General features: G+C 63.3%; 15 protein-coding genes. 9 read left to right on the forward strand and 6 right to left on the reverse strand.

Going from position 1 to position 15,220, the window contains the following annotated elements; translation table 11 throughout:
• The first annotated feature begins 167 nt into the window (after nt 1–167).
• The 6 genes from J3454_RS02325 (at nt 168) to J3454_RS02350 (ending at nt 3,067) form a co-directional block, all read left to right on the forward strand.
• Nucleotides 168–800: a hypothetical protein gene (locus tag J3454_RS02325; protein ID WP_349512145.1), complete on the forward strand. Its 633-nt coding sequence runs from the start codon at nt 168–170 to the stop codon at nt 798–800.
• Nucleotides 801–848: 48 nt separating this feature from the next.
• Complete coding sequence (locus J3454_RS02330) at nt 849–1,289, forward strand: phage holin family protein (protein WP_349512146.1); 441 nt, start codon at nt 849–851, stop codon at nt 1,287–1,289.
• Nucleotides 1,286–1,693 (forward strand): hypothetical protein, encoded by a 408-nt coding sequence (locus tag J3454_RS02335; RefSeq protein WP_349512147.1) that lies wholly within the window; start codon nt 1,286–1,288, stop codon nt 1,691–1,693. Before J3454_RS02330 ends, J3454_RS02335 begins: the two co-directional genes overlap by 4 nt.
• Complete coding sequence (locus J3454_RS02340; protein WP_349512148.1) at nt 1,690–2,268, forward strand: hypothetical protein; 579 nt, start codon at nt 1,690–1,692, stop codon at nt 2,266–2,268. Before J3454_RS02335 ends, J3454_RS02340 begins: the two co-directional genes overlap by 4 nt.
• A 68-nt stretch (nt 2,269–2,336) precedes the next feature.
• A complete protein-coding gene (locus J3454_RS02345; protein WP_349512149.1) occupies nt 2,337–2,567 on the forward strand; it encodes a DUF4170 domain-containing protein in 231 nt (76 codons plus the stop codon).
• 11 nt (nt 2,568–2,578) lie between these two features.
• The gene (locus tag J3454_RS02350) at nt 2,579–3,067 is read left to right on the forward strand and encodes a GNAT family N-acetyltransferase (protein WP_349512150.1); all 489 of its coding nucleotides are present in this window, start codon (nt 2,579–2,581) and stop codon (nt 3,065–3,067) included.
• Between the two features lie 33 nt (nt 3,068–3,100).
• Here the strand turns inward: J3454_RS02350 and greA are convergent, their stop codons facing one another.
• The 5 genes from greA to carA all read right to left on the reverse strand — a co-directional run bounded on the left by greA (nt 3,101) and on the right by carA (nt 9,345).
• Nucleotides 3,101–3,577 carry a transcription elongation factor GreA gene (greA, locus tag J3454_RS02355; RefSeq protein ID WP_349512151.1) on the reverse strand — a complete coding sequence of 159 codons (477 nt, stop codon included), beginning with the start codon at nt 3,575–3,577 and terminating at the stop codon, nt 3,101–3,103.
• A gap of 123 nt (nt 3,578–3,700) precedes the next feature.
• Nucleotides 3,701–7,039, reverse strand: a complete 3,339-nt coding sequence (gene carB, locus J3454_RS02360; RefSeq protein WP_349512152.1) for a carbamoyl-phosphate synthase large subunit — start codon at nt 7,037–7,039, stop codon at nt 3,701–3,703.
• Nucleotides 7,039–7,617, reverse strand: coding sequence for a carbamoyl-phosphate synthase large subunit (locus tag J3454_RS02365; RefSeq protein ID WP_349512153.1), 579 nt, complete (start codon nt 7,615–7,617; stop codon nt 7,039–7,041). Before J3454_RS02365 ends, carB begins: the two co-directional genes overlap by 1 nt.
• A 100-nt stretch (nt 7,618–7,717) precedes the next feature.
• Entirely contained in the window at nt 7,718–8,068 is a 351-nt protein-coding gene (locus J3454_RS02370) for a hypothetical protein (RefSeq protein ID WP_349512154.1), read from the reverse strand.
• 98 nt (nt 8,069–8,166) lie between these two features.
• Entirely contained in the window at nt 8,167–9,345 is a 1,179-nt protein-coding gene (gene carA / locus J3454_RS02375) for a glutamine-hydrolyzing carbamoyl-phosphate synthase small subunit (protein ID WP_349512155.1), read from the reverse strand.
• A gap of 140 nt (nt 9,346–9,485) precedes the next feature.
• On the opposite strand from carA, the gene J3454_RS02380 reads away from it, so the two are divergent.
• The 3 genes from J3454_RS02380 (at nt 9,486) to rpoD (ending at nt 13,996) form a co-directional block, all read left to right on the forward strand.
• Nucleotides 9,486–9,938, forward strand: coding sequence for a GatB/YqeY domain-containing protein (locus tag J3454_RS02380; RefSeq protein ID WP_349512156.1), 453 nt, complete (start codon nt 9,486–9,488; stop codon nt 9,936–9,938).
• A gap of 77 nt (nt 9,939–10,015) precedes the next feature.
• Nucleotides 10,016–11,902, forward strand: coding sequence for a DNA primase (gene dnaG, locus J3454_RS02385; RefSeq protein WP_349512157.1), 1,887 nt, complete (start codon nt 10,016–10,018; stop codon nt 11,900–11,902).
• Nucleotides 11,903–11,965: 63 nt separating this feature from the next.
• On the forward strand, nt 11,966–13,996 hold the full coding sequence (rpoD, locus tag J3454_RS02390; protein WP_349512158.1) for an RNA polymerase sigma factor RpoD: 2,031 nt from the start codon (nt 11,966–11,968) through the stop codon (nt 13,994–13,996).
• A 31-nt stretch (nt 13,997–14,027) separates the two neighbouring features.
• Here the strand turns inward: rpoD and J3454_RS02395 are convergent, their stop codons facing one another.
• Nucleotides 14,028–15,179: a sterol desaturase family protein gene (locus J3454_RS02395; protein ID WP_349512159.1), complete on the reverse strand. Its 1,152-nt coding sequence runs from the start codon at nt 15,177–15,179 to the stop codon at nt 14,028–14,030.
• Nucleotides 15,180–15,220: the final 41 nt, after the last annotated feature.

Here is a 15,220-nt window from a genome sequence, read left to right on the forward strand (position 1 = left end):
TTAGGATGTTAAGACACTTGTTCGGTATGATATTCGGGACGGCACGATTCTGGCTTGCTGAATCAGGCAGACGCCCGGATGCGAAAAGTCCCTATGCGCGGGAATGGCCCTGCGCAAGCGGGCGGCGGCTCGCAGACCGGACGGAACAATAAACAAGGAGCATCGCAATGGCAGACACCACCCCGATCAAGAAGACTCCGGCCAAATCCGCCAAGGGCGCAACCACCAAGACCGAAGGCCCCACCAAATCCGCTGCGCGCAAGTCGGGAGCGACGAAGCGCGGCACGGACGCGGCGCCCGCTTCTGCAACCGTCGCAGGCAATCACACAGCCGAGGCCAAAAGCCGGTTCAACGCCGCGCTCGAAGAAGCCAAGGCTGGTGCCGCCGCGTTGCGGGCAGAGGCGGGAACCCGCGTCGGCAGCTATGGCGAACAGGCCAAATCCAAGGGCGGCAATTTTGTGACCGAGGCCAAAACTTATGGCGACAAGGCTATGGTGAAGGCGGGAGACATCGCGGTCGAAGGCAAGAAGGTCACGAGCGATGCGATCGCCTCGCTCGGCAAGGTGGTCGGCGAAAGCGCCGAGCAGATCGACGAGAAGCTGGGCGAACAATATGGCGATTACGCCCGCAAGGCTTCGCGCACTTTGCAGGAAACATCGGCCAAACTCGATACCAAGACCGTCGAGGAACTGGGCGACGACGCGCGCGAAATGGTGCGCAAGAGCCCGGGTGTTGCTGTTGGGATTGCGGCGGTGGTGGGTTTCTTCCTCGCCCGATTGCTGGGCGGAAAGCGCAGCTGATCGGACATCTCACCCCCGCGATTGCAGGCATTATTGCAGGACCCGTCAATGCAGGACAGTAACCCCGGCGATCAGGAGCCTTCCGTTGATGCGCCCGGTGCCGGCGATGATGCAGCGGATTCCGCCTTCGCTGCTGCCGAGGATGCGCTGACCGGCCTGCGCGACGAAATCGCCGTGCTGGTGGAAGACGCGCGCACCTATGCCGAAGCCGAGGTCGCGTTTCAGAAAACCCGTGCGGCGGTGGCCGGCAGGACCGCCGGGCGCGCGGCGGCGCTGCTCGTGCTCGCATTGGTGTTCCTGCACATCGCGCTGATTGCGCTGGCAGTGGGCGCGGTGATCGCGCTTGCTCCGCTGGTGAGCATCTGGGGCGCGATTGCAATTGTGGTCGGCGTGCTGCTGGCCGTCGTCGCCGCATTGGTGCTGACCGCCCGCAAGGATGCAGCCATTCTCGCAGCCTTGTTCGCCAGCGTGAAGGGAGACAGCGCATGACCCGCCTTCCCTCCCGCTTTGTCGAGGACCGCGCGCTACGCGATGCCGCTCGCGCGGTGATAGAGGAAGACATCGCCCGCATCCGCGCCAGCCTTGGTGAACAGGGCGTCGCAAGCCGGGTGTCGTCGAGCGTAAGCAGCAGCATTTCCGGCCGTGTGCGCGCCGGAGCCTCAGACGTGCTCGAGCAAGCCAAGCGGCAGGCGAGCGATCATCGCGGCGTTCTGGCGCTGCTGGTCGGCGCAATCATGCTGTGGCTGATGCGCGGCCCCTTGCTAGCGCTGGTGGATCGCGACGAGGAAGAAGACGCGCAAGACGCACAAGACGAGGAGAACGGCGAGGATGTCGGCGCAGATGCCGACACCGGGGCTGAAGCAGCCCGCGCCACCGAAGGAGATTTGCAATGACCGATGTGACCGTACACACACCCACAGACAAGCGTGACGCCCTGCGTGCGAAAATCGATGCAGCCGAGCGCCGCAATGCCGAACGTTCACTGGCAGATCAGGCCCGCGAAGCCGCCTCCGCTGCCGCCGACTACACCCGCGAACATCCGTTGACTGTCCTCAGCGGAGCAGTCGTGCTGGGGCTGTTGATTGGCCTTGCCACCCGCCCCGGACGGCGTGTTGCGACCCGCGCGGCCGGCGCTGTCGGCGCTGCCGCCTCGGGCGCGGCAGGTTCCGCTGCGTCCGGCGTAAAGGGGCTGACCGCTCGCGGCGGAACACGCATTGGCACGTTGATGAACGATGCCGCTCTGGCCTATGTCATGAAGCTGATCGACGATGTGATGGACGCGGCGCGCTCGGGCCAGGACAGAATCGAGGATCTGGGCGACGAAGCCGAGGCGACTGCCCGCCGTATCCGGCGCGATGCTGCGCATGCCATCGGCACCGCCGCCGATACGACGCGCGGCGCAGCGCGCAAATCCCGCCGCAAGACCGCCCGCGTGGTTCGCGACACCGTGAACAAGGTCAAGGGCTGATGCGGGCTTGCCCTCGGCACGGGAATTGTTAAGGCAACGGGCAACGTTCTTCCCCAAGGGCTTGCAAAATGGCAGAAACCACTCCGAACCAGCGCCTCCACCTTGTGATGGGTGGCCGCGTGAAAGACCCGCGCGGGATTGAGTTCCAAGACCCGGAAAGCATCCACGTCGTCGGCGTCTACAGTTCCTATGATGCGGCGGTTGACGCATGGCGTGCGCAGGCGCAGCGCACGGTCGATGATGCCGAGATGAAATATGTCGTTGTGCACATCCACAAGCTGCTGACGCCCGAAGAATAGGGCAGACACGCTTGACCGGCATCATCCGCCCGTTCCGCACGGATGATGCCGAGGCAATGGCGGTGCTGACCGGCGCGGCCATCCGCGGCATCGGTTCCCGCGCCTACGCGCCCGCGCAGGTGGCGGCATGGAACGCGCGCCATCCCGGGCCGGAGCGGTTCCTTGCCAGCGCGGCCAAGGGCGACACCATCCTTGTTGCTGTCAATGCGGCGGACCTTCCGACGGCTTACGCGCTGCTGGAGCCTGACGGGCATCTGGACATGCTATATTGCCACCCCGATTACGCGGGACAGGGTTACGCAGGGAAATTGCTGGCCATGGCAGAGAACCGCGCACGGGCATCGGGGACCACGCGGCTATTCACCGAAGCGAGCGAGTTGGCGCGCCCGGTGTTCGCGCGCGCCGGTTTTCGGGTGGTGCAGCGGCGCGACTTCACCATTCCCCACGCAGGGGCCGACGTCGCAATCCATAATTACGCTATGGAGAAGGTGCTGGACTGACCGGCAGAACACGCTGCGGTCAGCCCCGCCCGATCAGATGAATTCGATCTTTTCGACGTGGTAGAACTTCTCGCCGGAAGGTACCGTCACTTCGATGTCGTCGCCCACCTGCTTGCCGATCAGCGCACGCGCGAGCGGTGAGCTGTAGGAGATGCGACCCTTGTTCGCATCCGCTTCGGTTTGGCCGACAATCTGGTAACGGATCGGCTTGTCGTTATCATCGAGCAAGGTCACGGTCGCGCCGAAAATAATCTTATCGCCGGAAAGCGTCGCAGGATCGATGATCTGCGCACGGCTGACCATGTTCTCGATCTCGCCGATCATCGCTTCGACCTGGCCCTGGCGTTCCTTCGCGGCGTGGTATTCCGCGTTTTCGGAAAGGTCGCCGTGAGCGCGGGCCTCCTCGATCGCCTCGACGATCTTGGGGCGCTCCTCACGCAGCACCTTGAGGTCGGCGGTGAGCCGCTCGTAACCCTCGGCCAGCATCGGGACCTTTTCCATGGTTGCCATAGCCTTTGTCTCTTCCTGTTTGCTCTTGGCTCTGCCCGGCGGACGCTGATTAAATCGTGATAAGGCCGCATTTCAAGAAAACGCAGCCGCGACTGAACAGAATGTCGGGGAGGGCGAGGTCAATTAGACTCCATAATAGTCCTGCAACGACCGGACTTCAAGCTGATCCGGCCTGATTGCGGCAATCGCGGCCGCCGCAGCCAACGAAGCAGCGGCAGTCGTGTAGTAGGGCACCTTGCCTGCGAGCGCCGCCTGACGGATCGATTTGCTGTCCATCAACGACTGCCAACCCTCCGTCGTGTTGAAGATCAGCGCGACGTCGCCGTCGATAATCCGGTCAACGATATGCGGCTGGCCTTCCGCCACCTTGTTGACCCGCTCTACCGGCAACCCCCGTTCGGCCAGCCATGTCTGGGTCCCGCCGGTAGCGATGACGGTGAAACCGTGCTCAATCAATCGTCTGATCGCCGGGACGATCGCCGGCTTGTCGGTATCCTTGACCGATACGAACAAGGTGCCGCCACGCGGAAGGTTCATACCCGCACCGATCTGGGACTTGAGAAACGCAGCCTCGAAGCTGGCATCGATTCCCATGACCTCGCCGGTCGACTTCATCTCCGGGCTGAGTACGGGATCGGCGCCGGGGAAGCGCGCAAATGGAAACACTGCTTCTTTCACCGACATATAAGGCAGATCGCGCTTGAACGGCTCGAAGCTGGAGAGCGACTCGCCCGCCATCACCCGTGCGGCGATCTTGGCGACCGGCTGCCCGGTAGCCTTGGCGACGAAGGGTACAGTGCGGCTCGCGCGTGGGTTGACCTCGATCAGGAAAACGACGCCGTCCTTGACCGCGAACTGCACGTTCATCAACCCCTTGACACCGAGCGCGAAGGCCAGCGCCTCGGTCTGGCGCTCCATCTCGGCGACGATTTCCGGGGCGAGCGAATAGGGCGGCAAGGTGCAGGCGCTGTCGCCGGAATGGACGCCGGCCTCCTCAATATGCTGCATCACCGCCGCAACCCGCACTTCGGTGCCATCGCACACCGCATCGACATCGCACTCGATCGCATCGCGCAAATATTGGTCGATCAGCACTGGACTATCGCCCGATACGTTCACGGCCGTGGCGATGTAATTGTCGAGCTGGGCCTCGGAATCGACGATCTCCATCGCCCGTCCGCCCAGCACATAGGACGGGCGCAGCAGCACCGGATAGCCGATCCGCGCCGCCACCGCCGCGGCCTCGTCGCGGCTGCGAGCGATGCCGTTTTCCGGCTGCTGGAGCTTCAGCTTGCTCACCAGCTTGGCGAAGCGTTCGCGGTCTTCGGCAAGGTCGATCGCATCGGGCGATGTGCCGAGGATCGGGATCCCCGCGTCCTCCAGCGCCTGCGCCAGCTTCAGCGGAGTCTGCCCGCCGAACTGCACGATGACGCCGACAAGCTCGCCGCTCTGCTGTTCGACTCGCAGGATTTCGAGCACGTCTTCAGCCGTCAATGGCTCGAAATAGAGCCGGTCGGAGGTGTCGTAATCGGTAGAGACGGTTTCAGGATTGCAGTTGACCATGATCGTTTCGAACGCCGGGCCGTGCCATTCCTCGCCCAGCGCAAAGCAGGCATGGACGCAGCAATAATCGAACTCGATCCCCTGCCCGATCCGGTTTGGCCCGCCGCCGAGGATCACGATCTTGCGCCGTTCGGACGGCATCGCTTCGCACTCGGCTTCCCCGAAGCTGGGGGCTTCATAGGTCGAATACATATAGGGCGTGATCGCCTCGAACTCGGCGGCGCAGCTGTCGATCCGCTTGAACACGGGCAGCACGCCAAGCTTGTGGCGCAGCGCCCTCACCTCGTCCTCGCTGGTCGCTCCGGCCATCGCGACGAGCGCATCGTGAAGCAGTCCAGACCGCTTCGCCTGTGTTTCCGCCATACCGCCCGCAACCCCCACCGACCGCACCGCCAGCGTGGCAAGGCGCCGATCGGAAAAGCCCATCGCTTTCAAGCGGCGCAGGCCCGCAGCATCGCGCGGCAAACCATCGGCCTGCACTTCGCGTTCGACGGCGATGATCGCCTCGATCTGGCGCAGGAACCACGGATCGTAGAAGGTCACGGCGGCGATGTCCTCGACGCTCAGGCCTTCGCGGAACGCCTGCCCCACCTTAAGCAGCCGGTCGGGCGTGCGGCGTGACAGGGCTGCGTTGATGACATCGCGGCTCACGCCCTCCAACTCAGGCATACGGTTGAAGCCGTCGAGGCCCGTTTCCAACCCCCGCAGCGCCTTTTGCATCGATTCCTGGAAATTGCGGCCAATTGCCATAACCTCGCCAACCGACTTCATCGCGGTCGAAAGATCGGTGGCTGCGCCCTTGAACTTCTCGAAAGCGAAGCGCGGGATCTTGGTGACGACGTAATCGAGCGTCGGTTCAAAGCTGGCAGGCGTCGCCCCGGTGATCTCGTTAGTCAATTCGTCCAGCGTGTAGCCGACTGCCAGTTTCGCCGCGACGCGGGCAATGGGAAAGCCGGTGGCCTTGGATGCCAGCGCGGACGAGCGCGACACGCGCGGGTTCATCTCGATCACGATCAGACGGCCATCCGCCGGATTGACCGCGAACTGCACGTTGGATCCGCCCGTCTCCACCCCGATTTCACGCAGGCAAGCGATGCTCGCATTGCGCATGATCTGGTATTCCTTGTCGGTCAGCGTCAGTGCCGGGGCGACGGTGATGCTGTCCCCGGTATGCACGCCCATCGGATCGACATTTTCGATGGCGCAGATGATGATCGCGTTATCCTTGCGGTCGCGCACCACTTCCATCTCGAATTCTTTCCACCCGAGCAGCGATTCCTCAATCAGCACTTCGGTGGTGGGCGATGCATCGAGCCCTTCGCGCACGATCTGTTCGAATTCGGCCTTGTTATAGGCAATCCCGCCGCCGGTGCCGCCAAGGGTGAAGCTGGGGCGGATGATCGAAGGCAGGCCGGTGCGTTCAAGAATGACCCGCGCCTGTTCCAGTGTCGTAGCAACGCCCGAACGTGCACTTTCCAGCCCAATGGAGTCCATCGCATCGCGGAACCGCTGGCGGTTTTCGGCCTTGTCGATCGCGTCGGCCTTGGCGCCGATCATCTCGACGCCGTATTTTTCGAGCGTGCCGTCCGCATCCAGCGCCAGCGCGCAGTTCAGCGCCGTCTGTCCGCCCATGGTCGGCAGCAGCGCGTCGGGGCGTTCCTTGGCAATGATCTTGGCGACGATCTCGGGCGTGATCGGCTCGATATAGGTCGCGTCGGCAAACTCCGGATCGGTCATGATCGTTGCTGGATTGGAGTTGACGAGGATGACGCGGTAGCCCTCCTCCTTCAACGCCTTGATTGCCTGCGTGCCGGAGTAATCGAACTCGCACGCCTGCCCGATGATGATGGGGCCGGCGCCGATGACGAGGATCGAGGAAATGTCGGTTCTTTTGGGCATCAGGATTCCTGCTCGGAAAGGTCGGGCGCGAAGGCGAAGGTGAATTTGGTGTAGCGGTTCACCAGCGGCAGCACGTCGGGCCTGGACGCGGCGCTGCCGAAGGTGAAGGTGCAATTGCGGCGGATGTCGACCATGCGGTTGCCATCGCGGGCCATGATGTAACTCAGCACGTAATAGCTGCGCGGGGCGTTGCGGCGGCCGATCACGTCGAGCTGGCGCAGGTTGCCATCCTCGGAGGCGAGGCGCTCAGTGTCGATGAAGCCCTGCTGCTTGCGCTGGTCAGCGACGGCTTCGTGGCGAGCGGCGGGGTCGAAGGTGGCTTCGTCGAACGGGCCTTGGCTGGCAGCGACGCGGCAATCCATCCGGCCAGCGACGGGATAGCGGGAACCCTCGTCATGCAGCACCGGCCGCCAGAAGGAGAGCACTGGTAGCCCGGTTTCGGGCGAGGCATCGAGCGTGACGGAGCCATCGCCTTGAAACGCGACGCCCTCGGCGATCTCCGCACCGGGCCATTGGGCGATGGGCGCGGGATTTTGGGCGAGCGCGGGGGCGGCGAGCACGGCGGCCGCAAGAAACAAGGTGCCCCGCCGCCTCACCGCCGAACCCCCATCCCCACCCGTCCCCAAGGGGAAGGGAGAACGAAGGCAGCATTTGCCTTTAAGCAGGATCGCGGATCGATCACCAAACGGATCCCGTGAATGCCTTGAAGGCGCGGCTAAACTTGGCAAACTTGAATTTCTTGGCGATTCCCGGCTTGCTGCAAAGGAACTCGATCTGGTGAAGCCACGCTCGCATGTCAGCTTCGACCCGCGGGCGGGTGACTTGTTCGTCGTTACGCCACTTGCTTGTCGAAAGACTATACCCCGCTTCGAAGTCAGAACCTTCAAACTCGCAATTGGCGGCGGTCGCTGACACAGAGATACTCGAACCCTCTGCCCATCTCACTTCAAGTGCGACCTCGTCATGCTGCTGAGTAAGGTATGCGGCAGCATCGTTCGGCCCGACGCCCGACACGCTGCTGATGCCCATAACTCGCCATTCGCCGAACGTTCGAGTCCACGGCATTGACCCTTGCGCCGCAGACGGCAACACAATTGCGGCGAGCAAGAAAAGGGGCGCTCTTGCGTTCACAGCCCCCCCACGAACTTCTCGAACAGATAGAACGAATCCTGCGGCCCCGGACTTGCCTCGGGGTGATACTGCACCGCGAAGGCCCGCTTGTCCTTGATCGCGATCCCGCAATTCGTACCGTCGAACAGCGATACATGGGTCTGCTCGACATTCTCCGGCAAGGTTGCCGCATCCACCGCGAAGCCGTGGTTCATGCTCGTGATCTCGACGAGGCCCGCAGTTTCCCCCCAGCCCTCGCCAACCCGCTGCACCGGGTGGTTCGCGCCGCGGTGGCCCTGGTGCATCTTGATCGTCTTTGCGCCCGCTGCCAGCGCGAGCAGCTGGTGGCCGAGGCAGATGCCGAAGATCGGCACGTCCGCCTCCAGCAGCCGAGCAATCACAGGAACCGCATATTCGCCCGTCGCCGCCGGATCGCCGGGGCCGTTGGAAAGGAACACGCCATCGGGCGACAACGCCATTACGTCCTCGAACGAGGTTTTCGCCGGCACCACCGTCACCCGCGCCCCGGCCTTCACCAGATTGCGGAAGATATTGTCCTTCGCGCCGTAATCAATCGCGACCACGTGCGGCTTGGCATCGCGCGCGGCGCGCCCGTAACCGTGGCCGAGCCGCCAATAGCCGCCTTCCCAATTCTCGTGCTTGTCGCGCGTGACGCGCACGGCGAGGTCCATGCCTTCCAGCCCCGGCCAGCCCTGCGCCCGCGCCAGCAGTGCGGGGATATCGAACTTGCCGTCGGGCGCATGGACGATCACCGCATTGGGCGCACCGCTCTGGCGGATGCGACGGGTCAGGGCTCGGGTGTCCACGCCCGAAAGCCCGATCTTGCCGTTGCGCACCATCCACTCGCCGAATTTCTCGATGCTGCGGAAGCTGCTCGGCTCGGTCACGTCCTCGCGCACGATGCAGCCGACTGCACCTTCGACCTTGCTTTCGACATCCTCGGCATTCGCGCCGACATTGCCGATATGCGGAAAGGTGAAGGTGACGATCTGCGCGGCGTAGCTGGGATCGGTCATCACCTCCTGATAGCCGGTCATTGCGGTGTTGAAGCACACCTCACCCACCGCGCTGCCTGCCGCACCGAAGCCCCGCCCCCAGATCACCGTACCATCGGCCAGAACGATACAGCCGGTCGCGCCTGAAGGTTGCGCGCGGAAAGATGCGGGGTCGGCCATGGGGCGCTCCGTTACAGGTAAAGCCAGCGATGTTGCTAAGTTTCGTCCGCTAAGCCCGTGGGCCGCGCGCGTCAACCTAGGCTTGGCCCCGCAATTGGGTTAGAGGCCCCTGCATTCAATCCATCCACAGGAAACACGTGATGATCCGTGACGATATCAAGGCCGCTACCATCACCGCGATGAAGGCAGGCGAGAAAGACCGCACCGCCGCGCTCCGCCAGATCAGCGCCAAGATCAAGGACCGCGACATTGAGGAGCGCACCAGCGCCAAGGACATCCCCGACGATGAACTGGTCGTCAGCGTGCTCCAGAAAATGGCCAAGCAGCGGCGCGAATCGATCGAAATGTACGAGGCTGGCGGGCGCGAAGAGTTGGCGGCTAAGGAACGCGCCGAACTGGAAGTGATCGAGGAATTCCTGCCGCGGATGATGGACGAGGCCGAAACCAAAGCCGCGATCGCAGCGATCAAGGCCGAAACAGGCGCGTCCAGCATGAAAGACATGGGCACGGTGATGGGCGAATTGAAAGCCCGCCACGGCGCAGTGCTCGACGGCAAACTGGCGAGCACGCTGGTGAAGGCGGGGCTTTCCTGATCGAAGGCCGTTCTTGACCACAGAACCATCCACAGACCGCGCTTGAACCAGCGCGCCTTCGGGCGCACCTAACCTGCATGGCCATCACCCCGCAATGGAAGGACGAACTGCGCGCGCGGATCACGCTGTCGACGCTTGTCATGCGGTCGGTCAAGCTGACACGCGCTGGGCGCGAATGGAAAGGGTGCTGCCCGTTCCATGACGAAAAGACGCCCAGCTTTTACGTCAACGACCAGAAACAGTTCTACCACTGCTTCGGCTGCGGCGCGCATGGCGATGCGATCAGCTGGATGGTCGATCATGCCGGCCTGCAGTTCATGGACGCGGTCAAGGAACTCGCCGCAGAGGCCGGGATGGAAGTCCCCGCGCCCGACCCGCAGATGGCCAAGCGTGCCGAGCAGCGCGCCAGCCTGATCGACGTGACCGACGCGGCGCAGGCGTTCTATGTCGCAAGCCTCGCCGGGCCGGGCGGCAAGGCGGCAAGGGACTATCTGGAACAACGCGGCTTTTCTCCCGCCGTCATGCGCGAATTCGGCTTCGGCTGGGCGCCCGATGATCGGCAGGCAATGCCGAAGGCGCTGTCGCAATTCGGCGAAGATATGCTGGAGGGCGCAGGCATGCGCGCCGCCAAAGAAGCGGGCGAGCGATACGACCGTTTCCGGGGCCGGGTGATGCTGCCGATTCAGGACGCGCGCGGACGTGTGATCGCGTTTGGCGGGCGGATTCTGGACAAACGGGAAGGTGTCGCCAAGTATCTGAACTCGCCCGACACCGATCTGTTCGACAAGGGCCGCACGCTCTACAACCTCCACCGCGCCGCCCCCGCCTCGCGCCAGACCGGACGGGTGGTCGTGGTCGAAGGCTACATGGACGTGATCGCGCTGGCGAATGCGGGAATTGCCGATGTGGTCGCGCCGCTCGGCACCGCGCTTACCGAAATGCAATTGGAACTGCTGTGGCGCATGACCGAGGTGCCGGTGCTCTGCTTCGACGGCGATGCGGCGGGCCAGCGCGCGGCGATGCGGGCGGTGACCCGCGCCCTGCCCCTGCTCGGCCCGATGCGCTCGCTCAGTATCGTGCGCCTGCCCGCCGGACTGGATCCCGATGATCTCATCAAGCAGCAAGGCACAGGCGCAATGGAGACGCTGCTCAGCCGCCCCGCCAGTCTGGTCGCTACGCTGTGGGAGTTCGAACGCGATGCCCAGCCCCTCGCCACGCCCGAAGCCAAGGCTGGATTGAAAGCGCGTCTGATGGCCCATGTCGAAACCATTGCCGATCCCGAAGTCAAGGGTCTGTACCGCCGCGAACTGGGCGATAGGTTTTCAGCCTTTGCCTATCCCCCACGTCCTCCGCGCGCGCCATACTCCCCGCAGCAGGGCAATCAGCGAGGCCCTTGGCGCGGAACCCCCATGCCGCTGCCGGGCCTTTCGGAGGATGCGCGCGCACGGCTGTCGGGGATCATGTCCGGCGGCCAACGGCAAGGGTTGCTGGCCGCCGTGATTGCCGGCCTCACCCGCTTCCCGCAGGAGATCGACCGCCATGGCGAGGCGCTTTCGCAGCTTGCCCGACATGACCCGAAATCCGCACCATTGGTCGAATCGCTCTTCGAACTTGCAGAAATGCTTGATTCGTCGCCCCCAAGCGCCATATGCGATTCGCTAGGTCATCCTGCCCCGCCGGCAGACATCCGTTACGCCTTCCTTGATGAAGGCACATCCACCGGCGCTGCGTGTGAGGAATTGGCCGAAGCTGTGTCGCTGCTGGTCGAACGGCCGGCGCTTGAGGCTGCGCTTGCGGCCACGATAGCCCGTTTCGACAACGATCCCGAAGGATCGTTCGCCGAACAGACCAGGCTGCGCGCACAGCTCATGACAGTTGACGAGCGCCTCAGGGCATTCGGGCGCAGAAAGGCTGCCCCGGCAGCTAAGGGTGACAACTCCGCCCCTGCGGAGGACATTGGTTAAACAGGCGGCGGTTTTCTGCGAAGCGCAGGAAGCTGCCGCCCGGCAACGGATTGATTGAAAAATATGGCCGACAAGGAAGACGCCCCGCTGATCGATCTCAACGAAGCTTCGATCAAGAAGCTGATCAGCAAGGCTAAGAAGCGCGGCTATGTCACCTATGACGAGCTCAACGAAGCGCTGCCTTCGGGCGAGATGAGCCCCGACCAGATCGAGGATATTCAGACCGCCTTGTCCGAAATGGGCGTTCAGATCGTCGAAAACGACGAGGAAGCCGAAGCCGAAAGCGACGAGGACGGAGAGCGGGTCGAGCCGTTGGTCCCTGACGATGAGGACGAGGACGAGGACGACGAAAAGAAAGGCCCGAGCAAGGATGCTCGCGCTGGGAACAAGAAGCTCGTCACCGGCGAACGCACCGATGATCCGGTGCGCATGTACCTGCGCGAGATGGGTGCTGTCGAGCTGCTGAGCCGCGAGGGCGAGATTGCGATCGCCAAGCGGATCGAGGCCGGTCGTGACATGATGATCATGGGGCTGTGCGAAAGCCCGATCACCTTCCATGCGATCATCCACTGGTCCGAAGCGCTCAACAACGGCGACATGCAGTTGCGCGAGATCCTCGATCTTGACGCGATGCTGTCAAAGGAGCCGCCGGCCGACAAGATGGCCGAAGGCGCCGAGGACGACGACGACGACGGCGAAATCTCCGAAGCCACCGCAGGCCCGACCATCCGCGAGGATGACGAAGTCGAGGACGAACCCGAGGCGGAAGACGATGACGAGGACGGCGAAGGCCGCCCCAAGCGCGAAGAGGAAGAGGAGGAGGACAACACCCTCTCCCTTGCGCAGATGGAAGCGGCGCTGAAGCCCGAGGCGATCGAACGGTTCGCCCGCATTACCGCGCTGTTCAAGAGCTTCGAGAAATTGCAGGGCGAGCGCGTCGATACGCTGGCGGCAGGCAATGATTTCCCCGCGGCGAAGGAAAAGAAGTACGAAGCCCTTCGCGAAGAACTGACCGCAGAGGTCGAAAGCGTGCAGTTCCACGCAACCAAGATCGAGTTTTTGGTCGACAATCTTTATGCCTTCAACCGCCGCCTGACCACGCTGGGCGGTCAGATGCTGCGACTGGCCGAGCGCCACAAGATCAAGCGTATCGATTTTCTCGGCTCGTACCTCGGTAACGAGATGGACGATGCGTGGATCAAGGAACGCGCGAAGAAGGACAAGAAATGGGCCGCCTTCGCCGAACGCGAAGAAGCCGCCATCGAACGCATCCGTTCCGAGATCGCCGATATCGCCGCGCAGACCGGCATGAGCCTCACCGAATTCCGCCGCATCGTGAACATGGTGCAGAAGGGAGAGCGCGAGGCGCGCATCGCCAAGAAGGAAATGGTCGAGGCGAACCTGCGTCTGGTGATCTCGATCGCCAAGAAATACACCAATCGCGGCCTGCAATTCCTTGATCTCATTCAGGAGGGCAATATCGGGCTGATGAAGGCGGTCGACAAGTTCGAATACCGCCGCGGCTACAAGTTCTCCACCTATGCGACATGGTGGATCCGTCAGGCGATCACTCGCTCGATCGCCGATCAGGCGCGCACCATCCGCATTCCGGTGCACATGATCGAGACGATCAACAAGCTGGTGCGCACAAGCCGCCAGTTCCTGCACGAGGAAGGCCGCGAGCCGACCCCGGAAGAAATGGCGCAGCGCCTCTCCATGCCGCTCGAAAAAGTGCGCAAGGTGATGAAAATCGCCAAGGAGCCGATCAGCCTCGAAACGCCGATCGGTGACGAGGAAGACAGCCATCTGGGCGATTTCATCGAGGACAAAAACGCGATCATCCCGGTCGATGCCGCGATTCAGGCGAACCTCAAGGAAACCGTCACCCGCGTGCTGGCGTCGCTCACGCCGCGTGAAGAGCGCGTGCTGCGGATGCGTTTCGGCATCGGGATGAACACCGATCACACGCTGGAGGAAGTCGGCCAGCAGTTCAGCGTGACTCGCGAACGCATCCGGCAGATCGAAGCCAAGGCGCTGCGCAAGCTCAAGCACCCGAGCCGGTCAAGGAAGATGCGGTCGTTCCTCGATCAGTAAAGCCCGGAAAGCCCCGCTTCGGCGGGGTTTTTCATGGCTGCCGCCCCAACGGCCATACCAACTGTCGCACCCAGCCCTCAGGGGCGCGTTCTCCAGCAATCCCGTAGCCTTCGGGCCAGCGTCCTTCCGGCATGTGATAGGTCCCGAACCAGCGGTCGATCATCGGCAAATGTACCGCGAAGTTCACATCGCGTGCCTCCGACTCCACTCCGTGGTGCCAATGGTGGAAACGGGGCATGGCAACCCAGCGCTCCAGCCACTCCCGCCTCGGCGCAAAGTTCGCGTGGATGAACACCGCGTGGAAGCTCACCAGAGCAAGGTAAGCGTAGACCGCCACAGAATCGAACCCCAGCACCACCAGCGGCAGCAGCACCAGCCCGCGCGTCACGATCACATCGACCAGATGCAGCCGCGATCCGGCGAGCCAGTCCATCACCTCGACAGAGTGGTGTACCTTGTGAAACCGCCAAAGGAACGGCAACGCATGAAACGCGCGGTGCACACCATATTGCGACAAATCGGCAACCAGCACTGCCAGCGCAAATTGCAACACCACCGGAAGGCTTTGCACCAAGATCTGCGCAGACGGCACAGCCAGCACCTCTCCAACGGCCACCGCAGGAGCGAGCACGGCGATGCTCATCACCTGCGCCAACACATGGCTGGCAAAGAAATACTGCGTATCGGTCAACCAGCCCCGCCGGAAGGCGTCCTGTTCGCGCCGCCGCGCAAAGGCGCGCTCCAGCGGTACGAAGATCGCCGCCGTGGTCAGCACCCCCAGCACAAACCAGTCAAGCCCGAGATAGAGCACGCTCGCACCGCCGCGCGGAATCTCCACCCCGCCCGCCCCCAGCGCCAACGCCGCGCCCGCCAGCATAAGCCCCGTCACCCCCAGCGCCTTGCGCTTCCTCAGCAGCATCGACAGCCCCGCCAGCGCCAGCGCCGCAAGCAACCCGACATCTATCGCCAACCGCACCAGTTCCAGCGGATAGCGCGCGCGCAGTTCCGGCAGCGTCAGATAGTGCGGGAAATGCAGACACAGCACTGCAAACCAAGCCAACAGCCCCAGCACGATGCCCAGAACGCCGCTGATCCAGCCTGTGCCGAAATGACGCGGCGCGGCGTCGGCAAATACGCGTGCCAGCCATTGCTCGGCCGTCGGACGGGAAGCAGGATTGCTCATCGGGCGGGGGGTAGCACGCCGCCTGTTACGACGGCGTAAAC

The organism is Erythrobacter sp. NFXS35 (assembly GCF_040148725.1).
Classification (GTDB): domain Bacteria; phylum Pseudomonadota; class Alphaproteobacteria; order Sphingomonadales; family Sphingomonadaceae; genus Erythrobacter.